Origin of the sequence: Microcoleus sp. S13_C5 (assembly GCF_036700845.1) — a bacterium.
Taxonomy (GTDB): Bacteria; Cyanobacteriota; Cyanobacteriia; order Cyanobacteriales; family Microcoleaceae; genus Microcoleus.
This window is the reverse complement of record NZ_JAUBPR010000014.1, coordinates 43,444-58,755: the sequence shown is the minus strand read 5'-3', so window position 1 is coordinate 58,755 and position 15,312 is coordinate 43,444. Positions and strand designations below refer to the sequence as shown.

Genomic DNA, 15,312 nt, shown 5'->3' with positions numbered 1-15,312 from the left:
TGAAGCATTGACCCCCCAGATAAATTCGGGGGCTTGTTGATCGGATACAGGTTTTTTATTTCTGGACCGATGAATCCGGGGGCTTGTATCCTGGATGCTTACGGTCAATAACTTTAACTGTAAGGTATGCACGGAACACGAGCGGGCTAGGCACGGCAACACTACTTCTACTACTTACTGCAAGAACTCATGTCCTCCGGGTGATCCGTGGGTACTTTACCCCTATAGATGGCAGTTCAAAGGATTTGTTGCGTAAGTTCTATTTCTACTACCAGTTTTACAGACTTTTGTAACTTCAAGTAGCCGATTTCATATGTGATACGCTTCCCCGCCGGAGACTGTTTTTACCTAAAGCGCTGCAATTCTTGCTGCAAGTGTTTTCCCCATTTAGTCGCTAGAGGAATTTCTGTAAAAGGAACCTGCACCGCAGCAGCATCTTTCAACAAAAATTCGAGGGCGATTGGACTTCCCGAATTCGGCGGTGAGTCTAAATCAACTGCCTGAGAGTTGACTAACAACCGCAGCGACTGCACGTCTTTTAAAGAAAAAGTTTGCAAATTTACCGGTCCGCTGCGAGTAGGTTTTCCCCAAGTTAAACTGTCTTCTTGCTGACCAAGTACAGCATAAATATCGTACTTGGCTTTAGCGAATTGTTCGGCCCAGACGCGATACGCTTCCAGCTTTTGATACTCGTTCCATCCAGCCCAAGCTAGCCCAATAAAAATGGCCAGCAGCGGCAGCCACATTAAACCTCTTTCCATGCAATACCTTTGTTTAAAATAGTCGCTTGTTCTGTTTCTCATCTTCTCTAATGATACAATTAATTGAACTCCTAAAACTTGCTCGGCAATTTCAACTAGAAATTAGAGCAATTTTTGATCTAGCAACAGCCACAGCCGAAAACTACCAAACGCCCGCGTGCGAGATCCCCACAAGTCGCAGCAAGGAAAACTGGCGCTGGCGGTGAAAAGTGGGTTATTGTGGTGAACACGCCTTCCCTAAACGGACGATCGGCCATGAAAAAGTTTTTCCTTCTGTGCTTATTTTTAATCGGGCTCGGCTGGGCGATTTCTAATTTCCCAGGACTTGCTACTCAAGGCACTTACGACTCGATTGTGCTTGATTTCCGCGAAGATTTGGGTGCTGCTGAGATTGCGAAAGAAGTAAATGCGATCGCCCAACAGTACCAAGTCGCACCGCAACTCAACAGCGAATTCTCAGCGGGCGACAATGTATATGTAGTTAAGGGCGATCGCACTTTGCTAAACGCCCTGAGAAAATCAAATTTGGCTAAAGATACCGAATACATTGAACCAAACTACGTCTACAGCGCTTTCGAGATTCCCAACGACCCCATGTATACGAAGCAGTGGAATCTCCGCAGCATCAACGTAGAATCTGCCTGGAACGAAACCAAAGGCAGCGGCACAACAGTAGCGATAATTGACACGGGCATTAGTCCCGTCGCTGACTTAAAAGAAACCAAATTTGTACCGGGCTACGACTTTGTAAACGATCGCGCCGAAGCCTACGATGACAACGGCCACGGCACTCACGTCGCCGGTACAGTCGCCCAATCAACTAACAACAATTACGGCGTTGCAGGCATTGCCTACGAAGCAGCTTTAATGCCGCTAAAAGTGTTAGGCGGCAGCGGTGGTGGCACGGTTTCCGACATCGCCGAAGCGATCAAATTTGCTGCTGACAACGGCGCAGATGTCATCAACATGAGTTTAGGTGGCGGTGGCGAAAGTCAGCTAATGGAAGAGGCGATCAACTACGCGCACTCTAAAGGCGTTGTCATCATCGCAGCCGCCGGCAACTCCGGCGACAGTTCCGCTTCCTATCCCGCCCGCTATCCCCACGTCATCGGCGTTTCCGCCCTCGGCCCCGACGACGAAAAAGCCTCTTACTCCAATTTCGGCGCAGGGGTTGACATTGCAGCCCCCGGCGGTTCTGAAATGGGCAAAATCCTGCAAAGTACGATCGACCCGGAAACTGGCGCCGAAGTCTTTGAAGGCTACCAAGGCACTAGCATGGCTTCTCCCCACGTTGCAGCCGTTGCAGCCCTTGTCAAGGCTTCCGGCATCACAGAACCAGACGAAATTCGCAGCGTACTCTTGCAGTCCTCCCGAACTGTCACTGAAGATCCGTTAAACCATTTTGGTTCAGGACACCTAGACGCAGCCGCAGCAGTTCAGCTAGCCCAACGCGGGCAAATTAACTTCCGCGATTTCTTCCGCTGGCTTCGCGATAACGGGTATCTCAACCCCCGCTTTTGGATTGACGGCGGTGCAGTCGCCCTGTTGCCTAAAATTGCAATGGTGCTCGGTTCTTACCTGCTGGCTTTCTTTTTGCGGAATTATTTTCCGTTCCAGTGGACTTGGGGCTTTTCCGGCGGCTTGATGGCTGGTAGTTCTGGGTTCTTTTTCCTGCGGAACTTGTTTGTATTTGACTTACCGCAGTGGCCGATGCGGGTGATGGGCAGTTCTATTCCCGAACTCGGCGGTGCAATCAATGGCAGCAGTATGCTGAATCCCTTTTTTGCTAGCGTTTTGATTCCTGGGATTTTGATTGCTTTGCTGTTGGGACATCAACAGTGGAAGTGGATCGCGATCGCAATTTCGATCGGTTTTGCCAGCAGTTTAGCGGTGAATGCTTTTGTGTCTCCCGCAGTCTGGGGATTGGGCACAGGTTTGGTATCACAAACATTTTTGATTGTCAATGCTTTACTGTGTTTCGGACTGGCGCGTTTAGCAATTAAAACAGAGGTGCGATCGGCATGAGTATTACTGTCAAAGGTGAAATTGAACGCAAAGGATTAGGCCCAGGCACTTGGGCTTTGGTTGGCCAAGATGGGGAAACTTACGAACTTAAGGATGCTCCTTCTGACTTGAAAAAAGCTGGTTTGAAAGTCAGTGTTAAAGGTGAAGTCCGCAAGGATGTGATGACTTTTGCTATGATCGGCCCGGTGCTTGAGGTGCAGTCTTTTGAGGTGTTGTAGATCGATCGGCTAATCCAGCTTTCGAGCAAAAAAAACCCCGGCCAAAATTGGCTGGGGTTTATTAATCAGGGTGCATCTACTAATTTAATCTCCCGCCTCATATCACCTCTTTCAGGACACTTTGGCTGAATTTCCTATAATTTGTGGATCGGCTTGCGATCGCTCAAAAAAAAACCCCAAACCAAAATTGGTCGGGAGTTAATTAATCAGGGTGCATCTACTAATTTAATATCCCGCCTCACAGCACCTCTTTCAGGACAGTGTGGCAGAATTAGCGAGAATTTGTGGATCGGCTTGCGATCGCTCAAAAAAAAACCCAAACCAAAATTGGTCGGGAATTAATTAATCAGGGTGCATCTACCAACTAAGCTTCCTGAGAATTCGAGCGCAATCCGGACACTTAGCTCAAGCTTTTTCAGCATCAGCCTCCAACCGCAAAAAAAAACCCGGCCAAAATTGGTCGGGAGTTAATTAATCAGGGTGCATCTACTAATTTAGTCTCCGGTTCGAGGTGCACCTGTTCCGGACAGTTTGGGAAAATTTTGGAGAATTGGCGGTTTGGGGTGCACTCGGCAAAAAAAACCCGGCCAAAATTGGTCGGGAGTTAATTAATCAGGGTGCATCTACTAATTTAGTCTCCGGTGCGAGGTGCACCTGTTCCGGACAGTTTGGGAAAATTTGCGAAAATTTGTGGTTTGGGGTGCACTCGGCAAAAAAAACCCGGCCAAAATTGGTCGGGAGTTAATTAATCAGGGTGCATCTACCAATTAAGTTTCCTGAGAATTCGAGCGCCATCCGGATAACCTCAAACTTTATTCAGCATCACCGTCGATACCGCAAAAAAAACCCCAAACCAAAATTGGTCGGGAGTTAATTAATCAGGGTGCATCTACCAATTAAGCTTCCTGAGAATTCGAGCGCCATCCGGACAACCTCAAACTTTTTCAACATCACCGTCGATACCGCAAAAAAAAACCCCAAACCAAAATTGGTTGGGAGTTATTTAATCAGGGTGCATCTACTAATTTAGTCTCCCGTCTCACAGCACCTGTTTCAGGATACTTGGGCAGAATTTTGGAGAATTTGTGGCGAGGGCGTGCCAGATCCAAAAAAAACCCGGCCAAAATTGGTCGGGAGTTAATTAATCAGGGTGCATCTACCAATTAAGCTTCCTGAGAATTCGATCGCCATCCGGACACTTACCACTAAAAACTCACAGCTCTTTTCGGTGAACCAGAGTTGCACTAGCTTGGTCTGTCGGAACTAGCAAGACTTCGCTAATATTGACGTGGGGCGATCGCGTCGCGCAAAAATACACGACATCGGCCACATCGTCCGCAGTCAGCGGTGTCAATCCTTGATAGACATTTTTTGCTTTTTCTGAATCGCCGTGAAACCGGACAGTGCTAAACTCTGTTTCGACTAAACCTGGCTCTATTTCTGTCACTCGCACTGCTGTGCCCAAAAGGTCTTGTTTCAACCCTTCAGAAATAGCTCTCACTGCTGCTTTGGAAGCGCAATAAACATTACCTTTCGGATAAGCTTGGCGGCCTGCTATTGAGCCGATATTCACTATGTGGCCCCGTTCTCGGCTTACCATTCCCGGCACGATCGAGCGAGTCATGTAAAGCAAGCCTTTAACATTGGTATCAATCATTTCTTCCCAATCTTGAAAGTTGCCTTCGTGTAGTTTGTCTAAACCACGGCTCAATCCCGCATTGTTAATGAGAATATCGATGTTTTTCCAGGCATCTGGAAGCGCAGCTATCGTCGATTCCACTTGCAGGCGATCGCGCACGTCCAATTCTAGTAAATAAATCTCGTTCGCCGACGCAATCAATTTTGTTTCTACAAGTTCGTTTGCCAGTCGATCGAGCTTTTCAAGACGGCGGGCTGCTAAAATTAGTTTGGCTCCACCTTTGGCGAATATCTTGGCACAGGCTGCTCCAATACCGCTACTGGCACCTGTAATGAAAACAATTTGATTTTGGATAGAAATCATTTTTAATAATAAGGAAGATGTATTAACCGCAGAGGGCGCATAGAGAGGAAAGAAGAGGGAAAAACTAAGTTTTTAGTTGGTATAAAATCAAGTCGGGTCAATTAACAATAATTCTGGTAGGGGCAGGTTTACCCGGTTCTCTCATTTGTATTAGAGATTTTACTTAACCCGCCACTACAGAAATTACCCAAATAACCCATAACACCTATTTTATTACTTGACAACCCGCAATCGCACACTAACTGTTGCAATTCCGCCTTGTCGCATCAAAACTGCTGAAACCCACCGATTTTCTGGCGTAGCCGGAGCTTTACCTACTTTAAAAATTCCCCCGGAATTTAGCAACTCCAGCTCGACTTCTGAGGGATTAAAAAAGGTTTTTTCGGTAATGGGTTCCTCCAAAACAGTCCCTATTAAAATATCATCGCCGATCGGCTCTCTAACAATGGCATCAAAATGGTACTCTTGGCCCACCTTAACTTGATCCGGAAAATTCACTTGAATTGTGGGAGGATTTTGGCCAGAACTAAGCTGAGTTTGTTCTGCTAAAATCTCTTGACTAACTATTTTTTCACCTTCAAAGCGCTGCTGAGAACGGATGGTAGCTTTGAGAGTTAATTCTCTGCCATCCTTTTTTTGAGTGCCGGCAATTGTAGTTATGGTTTCTGCGAGAATCCCGCTACCTTCGGTTTTCCAAGATTTGATCTCGGTACGGTAATTTAAACTAGGATATCGAGCCCAGAGTTGGGTGAGGGCTTTTTCCATGCTTTGGCTGTTTAAGCCGTCAGAATGAGTGAAATTCGGGCTGTAAAATGCCATGACTGCTTTGATATCGCGTCGGTTGGCTGCTGCGTCAATTTCTGTTAGCAGTTTTGTGAGTGGGGCAGGCGCATTTGCAGGGGTTTGGGCGATCGTTTGGGGAGTCGCGGCGATCGCACCGATCGCTGTTGCCGCACTAGGATGCAGCACGCCAGCACTTACCACTGTTAAACATAACAACATTTGAGCGATCGACTGCCCGCAGTTAAAGCCAAAAACGATCGCGCGATCGGCTTTTTCGTCCCGACGGCTGGAATAATACTGAGATGCACTTGGCACTAAATTCAAAAAATTACGCATTAGATGATAATTTGGTTATTTGTCAGGGGTCGTAGCTTGGGCAACTGTTCGCCTGCAACGAAAACTGACAACGGAAGCAGGGACACGGCACAATCTAATTTTAGATGGCTGATTCAAAATTGGCTGAAACTGCCGGAATAATAAGCATAATAATCTAAAACCTCAAATATAAAATTGATCGACCTGTGGAACTTGTACTTGTAAAAAAAGAAACAAATACCTTGACAAAAGCCCCCCTCCGGTTGTTGGTTGCAGCTAGCGGCACTGGTGGACATTTATTTCCCGCGATCGCCACCGCTGGGCAGTTGAACGACTGTCAGATCGAATGGCTAGGAGTCCCAGACCGCATGGAAACCCAGTTAGTTTCATCCCTTTACCCCCTCCACACGATCGCCGTTGAAGGCTTTCAGCAGGGATTTGGGCTCGGTACACTGCGAATTTTGGGCGGACTCGCCGGATCGGTCCTTCACGTGCGGAAGTTGCTCAAAGCGGGAAATTTTCAGGGAGTCTTTACTACCGGCGGTTACATCGCAGCACCGGCAATTCTAGCGGCCCGTTCTTTGGGTTTGCCGGTAATTCTCCACGAATCTAATGCAATTCCCGGGAAGGTGACGCGCTGGTTTAGTCCTTTGTGCACTGCTGTGGCGATCGGATTTGAAGCAGCAGCCAAGCATTTACCCCGCGCGAAAACCGTGGTTGCTGGTACGCCCGTGCGATCGCAATTCCTCGCCCGCCAACCTCTAAATTTGCCAATTCCTGACGGTGTACCTGTAATTTTAGTCATGGGCGGCTCTCAAGGTGCTGTCGCAGTCAATAAGTTAGTGCGCGAGTGTGCTCCGGCTTGGTTTGATGCCGGTGCTTGGGTGGTTCACCTCACCGGAAATAACGACCCGGATGCTGAGAGTTTGAAACATGAGCAATATTTGTCGATGCCATTTTACGACAATGTGGCGAGTTTGTTGCAGCGAGCGAATTTAGCAATTAGTCGATCGGGCGCCAGTGCTCTGACAGAATTAGCAGTGACGGGAGTACCTTCTATTTTAATTCCTTTTCCTCACGCCGCTGACGACCACCAAAGATTTAATGCGGAAGTATTTGCTAAAGCCGGCGCCGCCGTGGTATTCCGTCAAAGCGAACTGACAGCAGATGTGTTGCAAAGCAAAGTGTTGTATTTGTTAAGAGATTCCGAATATTTGGCAAAAATGTCTCAAGCTGCTGCTCAATTAGCGGTGACAGACAGTACAGAACGTTTGGCTAATTTGGTGAGGGAATTGGTGGTGCGGTAGGGAGTGTTAAAGTAAATAGGCGATCAAGAATTTGTAACCAGGAGAAAGTCAAATGGCATACAGTGACTTTAATTTAGGCGCAGTATTGAAAACCTTTGACTTAGCTTATTCTGAAATAGTAGAAATCTTCACCCCTGCACCAGAGTTAGAGTACAGCAGATTACTGACCGAAACTTTGCAAGAAAATCTGCCTGTAGCTCTCGGTAGCAATACAGAAAAATCGCGTTCGGAACTGATTATCGCGCCGATTTTAATGGAAGTGAGAAAACTTTTGCACCATCGCGTGAGCTTATTTTCTGGCATTGATTTTACTGTAGATGCTGAAAGAGGGCTGAATGGGAATTGTGATTTTTTGATAAGTCGATCACCAGAATTGTTGATCGTAAAAGCCCCAGTCATTGCTATTGTAGAGGCTAAAAAGGAAAACATTAATTCTGGATTGGGACAGTGCATAGCTGAAATGCTAGCAGCTAAAATCTTCAACGAGCGCGAAGGTAATGAGATTACCACAATTTATGGGTCTGTCACTACAGGAGATAGGTGGAAATTCTTAAAACTCGAAGGACAAGCGGTTTTTGTTGAGACAACCGAAACTTTGCTTACCAATTTAGGTAAAATTTTAGGAATTTTAGCATTTGGAATGGACGATCGCGCGCTTAATCCCTAATTATCACCAATATTCAACTTAACAAAGTTAACTACCGATTCTAATCCTTCTTTGGTCTTCAAGTTAGTAAAAACAAAAGGTTTGTCGCCGCGCATTTTTTTCGCGTCCCATTCCATTACGCCTAAGTCTGCTCCTACATAAGGTGCGAGGTCTGTTTTATTAATTACCAACATATCAGATTTAGTAATTCCTGGTCCGCCTTTGCGCGGAATTTTATCGCCTGCAGCGACATCGATTACGTAAATTGTTAAATCTACTAACTCCGGGCTAAAAGTTGCCGCCAAGTTATCGCCGCCACTTTCGACAAACACTAAATCTAAATCAGTGAATTTTTGCTCTAACTCTTCTATAGCTACTAAGTTAATGGAAGCATCTTCGCGGATGGCTGTGTGGGGACAGCCTCCCGTTTCTACGCCCAAAATTCGATCGCTGTCTAAAGCTTGACTCCGAACCAAAAACTGTGCATCTTCCTGAGTATAGATATCATTAGTAACAACCGCAATCTGGTACTGCTGCCGCAGCGCCTTGCACAAAGCATCAAGTAAAGCAGTTTTGCCCGAACCAACCGGCCCAGCAATTCCTACACGAAAAGCACCCATAGCGATTTTAGATTTTAGATTTTCTGATTTTCAACTGCGAAACAACCGAGTGTACTGAGTTTCGTGCGCCATGCTAGCCAGTCCTAATCCCCAACTGCAACTGCCAAGGTCATCATCTTCTAATTGTAAAACTTCTTGCGCCGTGCAGCTAATTTGCGATTGCAAATCTAACAGCAACTGTTGACCGGCTGTTTGACCGAGGGGAATCAGTTTCACGCCCGCACTCGCCAAATTTGCAGCCCAACTGTACAAATATCCTAACACGGCCGCTTCCTCTTCAATCTGCCAGTTGGCGGCGGCAATGCCAAAGCTGATCGCAAAATTGCACTGATTGCCGCCAAATTCCACCAAATCTTTTGCACTTGTTGTTAACCCAGAAGCAACGGGCGATTCCCTGCGGGATAGCTTCGCTTCACGCAAATCCAGCAGCAACCTGACCAAAGTCCGCCCCATTTGCCAACTTTGCAAGCGCAACTCTTCTGTTTCCTTAGCAGCAGTCGCCCAAGCATTCCAGTAATTCAAAGCGGTCAAATCCCCTATCTGTGCCGCCCTCAAAGCCCGTACCACCACAGCAGCTTCTACTCGAACAGCCCCGAATTGCAGCGAATTTTCTAACCAATTCCTCAAAGTAATCTCGCTGTCGATCGCACCGGTTTCTACCAGACTTTCGATTCCCTCAGAATAACTATAAGCTCCCACAGGTGCAAAAGCTAGCTGCAACAAAGATAAAAGTTGATTGTTCACTGTTGACTGTTCACTGTTGACTTCTTGCTTCTTGAATGGCCGAAAGCAATTTACTCATAAGCCCTCGGATTCATCAGTGGGAGTAAATCTAAAATCTAAAATCTAAAATCTAAAATCTAATGGCTGTGCCCGTAAGCGCCCATTTCTGGCTGAAACGGCACAACTTCATCTGTTACTTCCAAACCCATTTTTTCGAGCATTCCCTGCAAAACTGAGTCGGGAGAAAGCCTTAAATAATTATCGGCAATTTCTAAAGCTACGTGACGGTTGCCTAAATGATAAGCTGCCCGCATCAGTAGCAGCGGACTTGATGCCCGGGCTGTCAGCACCAGTTCGGGTTTTGCACTTACCAGTACCAAACAGCTACCGTCTTCCGACTGCAATAAATCTCGATCGCGCAGTACCGTACCTCTGGGCAAACTCAGGTGCAGCTTTTCCCCCGTTTCTGTCTCGAATCGGTGGCGGCTGCGACTGCGATCGTCCGCTGTCATTGGTAAAGTAAAGCTGACAATAGCATCGGGATTTGCCGGTAAATGTTTTGTGAATGTTAGCATTTTTCTATTTTATTCCTCAGATCACTTCACTTGACATTAAGTTTTTGAGGAATATCTTTTTTATAGCCGAAGGAATAAGGAAGACACAAGTCCCAATCTTCAGCTCATGTTTCAGAAATTAAAAACGTCTTAATCGTGTTGCCGCTAGCTATATCTCATTGCGATTTACAGCAAGTTGAAAAATATTCATCTTTCTGACCGCTCCCGTTCTGGTCTTATTACCAAATTTATGTTATTTTGTCAAGCATTTAATCACAGACGATCGCTTTTTTTTCAAAAAATTTTGCCTACCGTCTAGGAACTCGAACAATTTAAATCTCCAATATATTGTTGCGGGGAGGTAGCGGTTAGGAATTCTGCCTGCCCTTAACAAGCTTTTATGGAGAAGTCTAATAGAACGGGAGAAGAAGAAAGACTCAAACCCTCCAGCTTATTGATTGCCCGCTTGTTGCAGTCGCAGGAGCTCGGCTTGAATTTGCTGTTTGACTGCCGGATTCGCTTGCTGGAGCAAAGTGAGCTGGTTGAAGCGACTAACTGTCAAACCATTGGTTTCGATAACTTTTTTAGCTTGTTGGCAGTAATTCACTGCGATGCCGCGAACACTTCCAGACAATCTATTAATTTGCTGAGTTTCGTTGCACACGACTCTGGGAACCGAGCCCCCTGCCATTCCTTTTATTTCGTTATAAGCTTCCACCCGTCTCGGTTCTATTGCCAACACAGCACGAGCGTAGCTAGTAATTTCTTCGCTGCTAATTTCTTGAGCTTGGGCTGCGGCTCCGAAAACGAGGTTTGGGGATTGTCCATACAAACCGGGCGCCCATCCGCTAGCTAAAGCTGCTGCTGAAAAGATGCCAAGCAACAGCGATTGTCGCAGCATCCGGTTTATGCCAAATTTAGAGGTGTTTATTGAGGTGTTCATGGTCGTCGGTGATTGATTACGTGTAGATAAAAATGACACAGCGCTTGGAGGCTCAATCTTTTTGAATAATGTGGTGGGTAAAAAGTTCCTGCCGTTGGTGACTATTTTGAATTCGAGCAGGATGGTTGGGGAGTTGCTACGACGATCGACTTTTTAGCAAATTCAATAATTTCCTTCAGTATAACATCTGTCAGAAGTTGACAAAATTCAAACTTTAGATAGTAATTTTAATTACAGAGCGTTCCCGAATTGCCTCTGGCAATAATTCTAAAAGCGCAAATATTAAATAATTCTAAAAGCTATTGACAAATTACTCGCCTTAATTGCCCTCATTAAGGTACGCGGTAGCAAAGCTCTCCCTTTTCCCGTAGGGGTTCCCGTAGGGTAGGGTAGGGAAGCGCCTGGAAGGCTAGGTCAAATTTAGCAGCAATCGCACTCATCAATTGCGGCGATGATTTATTTAATCTTAAGCGGTGGTTCATTTGTCGATCGAGAAAATCCCCCACTGGTTTGGCTGCTGACGAAGCCAGAGGCGGAACAAAAATCATATTTTACTACCCGAAGATAGAGACGGCAGCAGGGAACTAGACATTAAAATCTTGTTATCAAAATGCGCGCTATCTGTTTTCGGCAGTCAACGCCCAGGCCTGCGATTCCAGTTCTCGCTTCCTCCAGTTTGGGGCTGTGAAAACTTGTCTGGGAGTTACCCAGAAACCCGATTTTTCTACGAAATAAAATTGTTACAGCCATCAGCCAGAGTAGACAAACCCGGAAAGCTAGAATTTTTGGCTCTCAGTTTTCTTGTCATATAGATCGCAGATAGCGAACTTTGGCAAGCATGATCGCAGCAATTTAACAATTATTAATTACCCATTGCCCATGAAAAGTCAAAAAGAACTTTGGCGAGTTATTCTCGCAGTAGCTATCAGTATTGTAGGCGTGCTGCACTTTGCAGTACCCGCACCTTTTATCAGAATTGTGCCGCCCCAGCTTCCTTACCCGGAAGCCTTGGTCTATATCAGCGGTTTTTTCGAGATTTTGGGCGGAATTGGGCTGTTACTTCCTCCTGTGAGCAGGGCGGCTGCGTGGGGGTTAATTGCCTTGTTTATTGCCGTGTTTCCAGCTAATATCAATCAAGCCGTCAACAATATTCCGATAGAAGGGATTCCCCACAACCAATTACTGTATTGGTTCAGGCTGCCTTTTCAAGCTGTCTTGATTGCTTGGGCCTGGGTTTATACCCAACCAGACGAAGGTAAACCCCGGGCTTCTATAGTTCCAGATAGAACAGAAAATGCCCGATGAAGCCGTTCGACTACCATGCGGATTTTAAGAACATCGACTTTCGACAGCACCCGGAACTTTATCGGGTAGGGAAAGGAGAACAGGGAGTGCTGTTGGTGGAACCCTACAAAGGAGAAATTCTGCCTTTCTGGAGATTTAAGACTCCTGAAATTGCCAGGGAGTCCAGCAGCAAAATTTACTCCTTGTTTTTAGACTATCTTGATCGCGACGATTTTGTGGGAGCCGACATGGCCCGGAAGTTCTTGCAGATGGGGTATACTCGATCGCGTCGCTACGCCAACCACAAAAGCGGTCGAAAATACCAGCAAAACCCTCAGAAGCTGAAGTCTGTTGCAGAGCAAATCGCAGCTCGAAAAGATATTTTGCCCCTACAAGCAGATCCAGTGAAAGCAGAATCCGCCGCCATTTTTCAAGAGAAATGGATGCTGGCCAAAATCAATGAGAAATATCTCCAGCTTTTAGCCAGACACCAGCAGATGTACGAATCTTATTTAGTCAAGTCTGAGGATTGACATACGATTACAAAAACTCAGAAATCACAATTTAGCCCCCAGGCAGCAGTGCAGTTGTGCGTGACTATCTGGGGGCCGCATCGATCGAGGGTTGTCCTATAACTTACTCATCATCTTCTTCCGTCTGCCACTGTCGCCAAATTTCAAAGGCATTAAAGCCCCTGTATTGCAGGTAATTCAAGACTTTGCCCTTGGTTTTCGGATCTGCTTTACCCCAAGTATCGATCTTGTATTTCCGCATGACTTTGGCTTTTAATTCGGCCAGTTTTTCTGCTTCGGAGTCCTGATTTTCGGCAATTTCTTCTTCCCAGACTTGCTCGAACAAATCGTTGGTAATTCCTTTTTGCAGGCATTTGCGCTTGATGGCCGACTTCCCGTATTTGCCTGCTGCAGAGGCGATCGAGTTTGCCACCAAGCGAGTGTCGGACTGATAGCCGCGGTCTTGAATTTGCGCGATCGCCTCCAATATTTCCTCATTGCCAAAACCTTTCTCTTGCCCCTTTTTGCGAAGTTCAGAGGCACTGTAGTCTTTGCGGGACAAGAGAAAATAGAAATAGTCAAGACAGCTCATCAGTTCAATCGAAGGGTGGCGCGCAAATACTCGTGTAGCGAATGCCAAATCCAGTCGCCTTGCTATCGGCTGACTGCATCGCGATCGCCTCTATTCTTCTGTATCCTCCTCTTCATCATCCAATTCCACATCCGGTCTGTCCACATCGATCTGAATCAAGCGAATGTGCTTGTATCCGAGCTTAATTTCAAACTCGTCTCCCGGCTTTAATCCCATTTCTTGGGTATAATTTGCCCCGATCACGATCGAACCATTCTTGTGAACGCTAGCTCGATAACTCGCTTCTCGCCCGCGTCCGTCTGCTTTAGACTTCTCTAGCTCAATGCCCTTAGCAGCTAGCACTGCATCGTAAAACTCAGCCAGATTAATCCGGGTTTCTCCACTTTTGCTGACCGTGAAGTAGCCGCAAAGCTTTGCAAGTTCTCTGCGCGGCAAATCACTGCCTTTGATTTTTTGAAGCAGACCTTTTCCTGTTAAGGGTGCTGTAGCTGTTTCTGCCATTGACCGTACCTCGCTTATTGGACTTTACTTATATCAATTACAACACATTAGATTAACTTTGTTTCACTGTCAATACTAAGAATTCTGAATATTAAGATTCTGGATAAATTTCTGCAGACTCAAGACCGGGGGTGCAAGTAAGGATGCTCGAAGGGCGATCAATTTGCTGATCGCGGCCCAAATCCTTGCGTAAGCCTCTCTTGCGATCGCGCGGGGAATTATTGTCGCAAATTAAATGCTTTACTTTTTTACAGTAAAGTCTGTTCCCTGCATTCACCAACCCCCGATCGAGTCTGTGGTCAAGGTCAAAATAAGACAGCCATGAATGGAAATACCTAGAACGCAGCCACTGCAAATCTGCTGAAAGCATTTACCGGCGCGGGGTTAACTTTTACCTCAACAAGACGAGGCAGCACTTGTTCTCGATGTCACTGCCAGCTACTTTAAATTCTATTTTTCGGGCTGGAAATCCCATCAAAACCCCAAATACCAACGGGCAATCTTCTATTAAGGTGTTGGGCATATAACTTGCACAGAACGCAGTCTGAGGAAGGCAATCAGGTAAAAATTGCAAGAAATTTCACCGGTTCGTTGAATGGGTTTAAGCTAAAACCCGAATCAATGGGCGCGGCGGCAGAAACATCGGGCAGCCACTAAGACCGGAATAGTTTTGATCGGGTGAGATTGCTTCCCGGCTCTTAACACTTCGCCAGGAATCAGTAGATTTCTAGGGGGAACTCGGGAAAATCTTCCTCCTCCGGCCCCAAGCCAGAGAATTTGAGGTTATTTCCACAGGGGAATTGAAAAATACCCAGTTAAATGCACAACAGCTTAAATGTTTGATGCACTACAAATTAGCAGCGGTTCCCGACAAGGAGTTTGCATGGAAATGTATTGGTTTCCACTCGTGACCTGTAAACTGCCATACTCTCAAAATTTATGCACCAACTGGAGTGGCGCGTCAAACTCACAGCCGCTTCCATAATTAATTATTGTGAAATATAGCAAGCGCGCTGACGGTGAGGACGTTCTTAATGGTTGCAACTCTGGCTTTTATTGTCTTGTGCCGAATGACGAATGCTCCTGCTGCCGAATCAGCCCGCTCAAAAACGCATACAAGCCACCGACTCCTGTCGTGGAGAGGTCAAAATTTTAGACTGTTGTTCCAGTTCCCAGATTTATCTGTGGAGCAAATTTAAAATCTCAAATCCTTTGACTCAGGGATCAAGCCGAAGCCTAAAATATACAATCGACTGATGAATTCTCTATCAATCAGTCCCGGACTTACTCTCTCGACGAGAAACCCGGTTTCTTCCTAGATGCTTGGTTGTGCTGCTGCTGATTTTCGGTAAAAACCGGCTTGATGAACGTAATATCGTTTCCGGTTGTATGGGAATGATAAAGTCAAGGTCAATAATTCCACATTCCCCCACTCCCCACGGACCACTCCTCACTCCCCATCATAAGGAGTGTAACCGGAATTGATATAAGTCCGAGATTCGATCGAGCAGTATACTTTTGATCGC

At 46.2% G+C, this 15,312-nt stretch carries 18 protein-coding genes; 7 read left to right on the top strand and 11 right to left on the bottom strand.

The features are described from left to right. Positions 1–344 precede the first annotated feature (344 nt). The gene (locus QUA04_RS06320) at positions 345–761 is read right to left on the bottom strand and encodes a hypothetical protein (RefSeq protein WP_333254878.1); all 417 of its coding nucleotides are present in this window, start codon (positions 759–761) and stop codon (positions 345–347) included. Positions 762–1,016: 255 nt separating this feature from the next. Between QUA04_RS06320 and QUA04_RS06315 the strand changes: the two genes are divergently transcribed. From QUA04_RS06315 to QUA04_RS06305, 3 genes are all read left to right on the top strand, one after another. Then, positions 1,017–2,786 carry a S8 family peptidase gene (locus tag QUA04_RS06315; RefSeq protein ID WP_333254876.1) on the top strand — a complete coding sequence of 590 codons (1,770 nt, stop codon included), beginning with the start codon at positions 1,017–1,019 and terminating at the stop codon, positions 2,784–2,786. After that, complete coding sequence (locus QUA04_RS06310) at positions 2,783–3,004, top strand: hypothetical protein (protein ID WP_333085886.1); 222 nt, start codon at positions 2,783–2,785, stop codon at positions 3,002–3,004. The genes QUA04_RS06315 and QUA04_RS06310 overlap by 4 nt, the downstream gene beginning before the upstream one ends. A 141-nt stretch (positions 3,005–3,145) precedes the next feature. Next, the gene (locus QUA04_RS06305) at positions 3,146–3,346 is read left to right on the top strand and encodes a hypothetical protein (protein WP_333254874.1); all 201 of its coding nucleotides are present in this window, start codon (positions 3,146–3,148) and stop codon (positions 3,344–3,346) included. An 871-nt stretch (positions 3,347–4,217) separates the two neighbouring features. Here QUA04_RS06305 and QUA04_RS06300 read toward each other — a convergent pair. Continuing rightward, on the bottom strand, positions 4,218–5,006 hold the full coding sequence (locus QUA04_RS06300) for an SDR family oxidoreductase (protein ID WP_333254872.1): 789 nt from the start codon (positions 5,004–5,006) through the stop codon (positions 4,218–4,220). Positions 5,007–5,219: 213 nt separating this feature from the next. Then, positions 5,220–6,125 (bottom strand): nuclear transport factor 2 family protein, encoded by a 906-nt coding sequence (locus tag QUA04_RS06295; protein WP_333254870.1) that lies wholly within the window; start codon positions 6,123–6,125, stop codon positions 5,220–5,222. Between the two features lie 221 nt (positions 6,126–6,346). Between QUA04_RS06295 and murG the strand changes: the two genes are divergently transcribed. Both murG and QUA04_RS06285 read left to right on the top strand, forming a co-directional pair. Then, the gene (murG, locus tag QUA04_RS06290; RefSeq protein WP_333254868.1) at positions 6,347–7,411 is read left to right on the top strand and encodes an undecaprenyldiphospho-muramoylpentapeptide beta-N-acetylglucosaminyltransferase; all 1,065 of its coding nucleotides are present in this window, start codon (positions 6,347–6,349) and stop codon (positions 7,409–7,411) included. Positions 7,412–7,463: 52 nt separating this feature from the next. Next, entirely contained in the window at positions 7,464–8,078 is a 615-nt protein-coding gene (locus QUA04_RS06285; RefSeq protein WP_333254866.1) for a hypothetical protein, read from the top strand. On the opposite strand, the gene ureG is transcribed toward QUA04_RS06285, so the two are convergent. The 5 genes from ureG to QUA04_RS06260 form a co-directional block, all read right to left on the bottom strand. Further along, positions 8,075–8,677, bottom strand: coding sequence for an urease accessory protein UreG (ureG, locus tag QUA04_RS06280; RefSeq protein WP_333254863.1), 603 nt, complete (start codon positions 8,675–8,677; stop codon positions 8,075–8,077). The two genes, QUA04_RS06285 and ureG, sit on opposite strands and share 4 nt — an antisense overlap. A 30-nt stretch (positions 8,678–8,707) precedes the next feature. Continuing rightward, entirely contained in the window at positions 8,708–9,421 is a 714-nt protein-coding gene (locus QUA04_RS06275; RefSeq protein ID WP_333254861.1) for an urease accessory protein UreF, read from the bottom strand. A 116-nt stretch (positions 9,422–9,537) separates the two neighbouring features. Then, positions 9,538–9,975 carry an urease accessory protein UreE gene (gene ureE, locus QUA04_RS06270; protein WP_333254859.1) on the bottom strand — a complete coding sequence of 146 codons (438 nt, stop codon included), beginning with the start codon at positions 9,973–9,975 and terminating at the stop codon, positions 9,538–9,540. 430 nt (positions 9,976–10,405) lie between these two features. Then, the gene (locus QUA04_RS06265) at positions 10,406–10,897 is read right to left on the bottom strand and encodes a DUF4168 domain-containing protein (RefSeq protein ID WP_333254857.1); all 492 of its coding nucleotides are present in this window, start codon (positions 10,895–10,897) and stop codon (positions 10,406–10,408) included. Positions 10,898–11,229: 332 nt separating this feature from the next. Then, positions 11,230–11,445 carry a hypothetical protein gene (locus tag QUA04_RS06260; RefSeq protein WP_333254855.1) on the bottom strand — a complete coding sequence of 72 codons (216 nt, stop codon included), beginning with the start codon at positions 11,443–11,445 and terminating at the stop codon, positions 11,230–11,232. 331 nt (positions 11,446–11,776) lie between these two features. On the opposite strand from QUA04_RS06260, the gene QUA04_RS06255 reads away from it, so the two are divergent. Both QUA04_RS06255 and QUA04_RS06250 read left to right on the top strand, forming a co-directional pair. Next, positions 11,777–12,202 (top strand): DoxX family protein, encoded by a 426-nt coding sequence (locus tag QUA04_RS06255; RefSeq protein WP_333254853.1) that lies wholly within the window; start codon positions 11,777–11,779, stop codon positions 12,200–12,202. Next, positions 12,199–12,714 (top strand): DUF4385 domain-containing protein, encoded by a 516-nt coding sequence (locus tag QUA04_RS06250; RefSeq protein WP_333254851.1) that lies wholly within the window; start codon positions 12,199–12,201, stop codon positions 12,712–12,714. The genes QUA04_RS06255 and QUA04_RS06250 overlap by 4 nt, the downstream gene beginning before the upstream one ends. A gap of 103 nt (positions 12,715–12,817) precedes the next feature. On the opposite strand, the gene QUA04_RS06245 is transcribed toward QUA04_RS06250, so the two are convergent. From QUA04_RS06245 to QUA04_RS06235, 3 genes are all read right to left on the bottom strand, one after another. Beyond that, on the bottom strand, positions 12,818–13,333 hold the full coding sequence (locus QUA04_RS06245; RefSeq protein WP_333254849.1) for a regulatory protein RecX: 516 nt from the start codon (positions 13,331–13,333) through the stop codon (positions 12,818–12,820). Positions 13,334–13,375: 42 nt separating this feature from the next. Continuing rightward, complete coding sequence (locus QUA04_RS06240) at positions 13,376–13,786, bottom strand: AbrB family transcriptional regulator (RefSeq protein WP_015177612.1); 411 nt, start codon at positions 13,784–13,786, stop codon at positions 13,376–13,378. A gap of 91 nt (positions 13,787–13,877) precedes the next feature. Next, the gene (locus tag QUA04_RS06235) at positions 13,878–14,156 is read right to left on the bottom strand and encodes a hypothetical protein (protein ID WP_333254847.1); all 279 of its coding nucleotides are present in this window, start codon (positions 14,154–14,156) and stop codon (positions 13,878–13,880) included. Between the last annotated feature and the right edge of the window lie 1,156 nt (positions 14,157–15,312).

What these genes read in the sequence shown, in the direction of transcription:
- QUA04_RS06320 (WP_333254878.1), bottom strand. Translation starts at nt 761, where the DNA reads ATGGAAAGAGGTTTAATGTGGCTGCCGCTGCTGGCCATTTTTATTGGG.
- QUA04_RS06315 (WP_333254876.1), top strand. Translation starts at nt 1,017, where the DNA reads ATGAAAAAGTTTTTCCTTCTGTGCTTATTTTTAATCGGGCTCGGCTGG.
- QUA04_RS06310 (WP_333085886.1), top strand. Translation starts at nt 2,783, where the DNA reads ATGAGTATTACTGTCAAAGGTGAAATTGAACGCAAAGGATTAGGCCCA.
- QUA04_RS06300 (WP_333254872.1), bottom strand. Translation starts at nt 5,006, where the DNA reads ATGATTTCTATCCAAAATCAAATTGTTTTCATTACAGGTGCCAGTAGC.
- QUA04_RS06295 (WP_333254870.1), bottom strand. Translation starts at nt 6,125, where the DNA reads ATGCGTAATTTTTTGAATTTAGTGCCAAGTGCATCTCAGTATTATTCC.
- QUA04_RS06285 (WP_333254866.1), top strand. Translation starts at nt 7,464, where the DNA reads ATGGCATACAGTGACTTTAATTTAGGCGCAGTATTGAAAACCTTTGAC.
- ureG (WP_333254863.1), bottom strand. Translation starts at nt 8,677, where the DNA reads ATGGGTGCTTTTCGTGTAGGAATTGCTGGGCCGGTTGGTTCGGGCAAA.
- ureE (WP_333254859.1), bottom strand. Translation starts at nt 9,975, where the DNA reads ATGCTAACATTCACAAAACATTTACCGGCAAATCCCGATGCTATTGTC.
- QUA04_RS06265 (WP_333254857.1), bottom strand. Translation starts at nt 10,897, where the DNA reads ATGAACACCTCAATAAACACCTCTAAATTTGGCATAAACCGGATGCTG.
- QUA04_RS06260 (WP_333254855.1), bottom strand. Translation starts at nt 11,445, where the DNA reads ATGATTTTTGTTCCGCCTCTGGCTTCGTCAGCAGCCAAACCAGTGGGG.
- QUA04_RS06255 (WP_333254853.1), top strand. Translation starts at nt 11,777, where the DNA reads ATGAAAAGTCAAAAAGAACTTTGGCGAGTTATTCTCGCAGTAGCTATC.
- QUA04_RS06250 (WP_333254851.1), top strand. Translation starts at nt 12,199, where the DNA reads ATGAAGCCGTTCGACTACCATGCGGATTTTAAGAACATCGACTTTCGA.
- QUA04_RS06240 (WP_015177612.1), bottom strand. Translation starts at nt 13,786, where the DNA reads ATGGCAGAAACAGCTACAGCACCCTTAACAGGAAAAGGTCTGCTTCAA.
- QUA04_RS06235 (WP_333254847.1), bottom strand. Translation starts at nt 14,156, where the DNA reads ATGCTTTCAGCAGATTTGCAGTGGCTGCGTTCTAGGTATTTCCATTCA.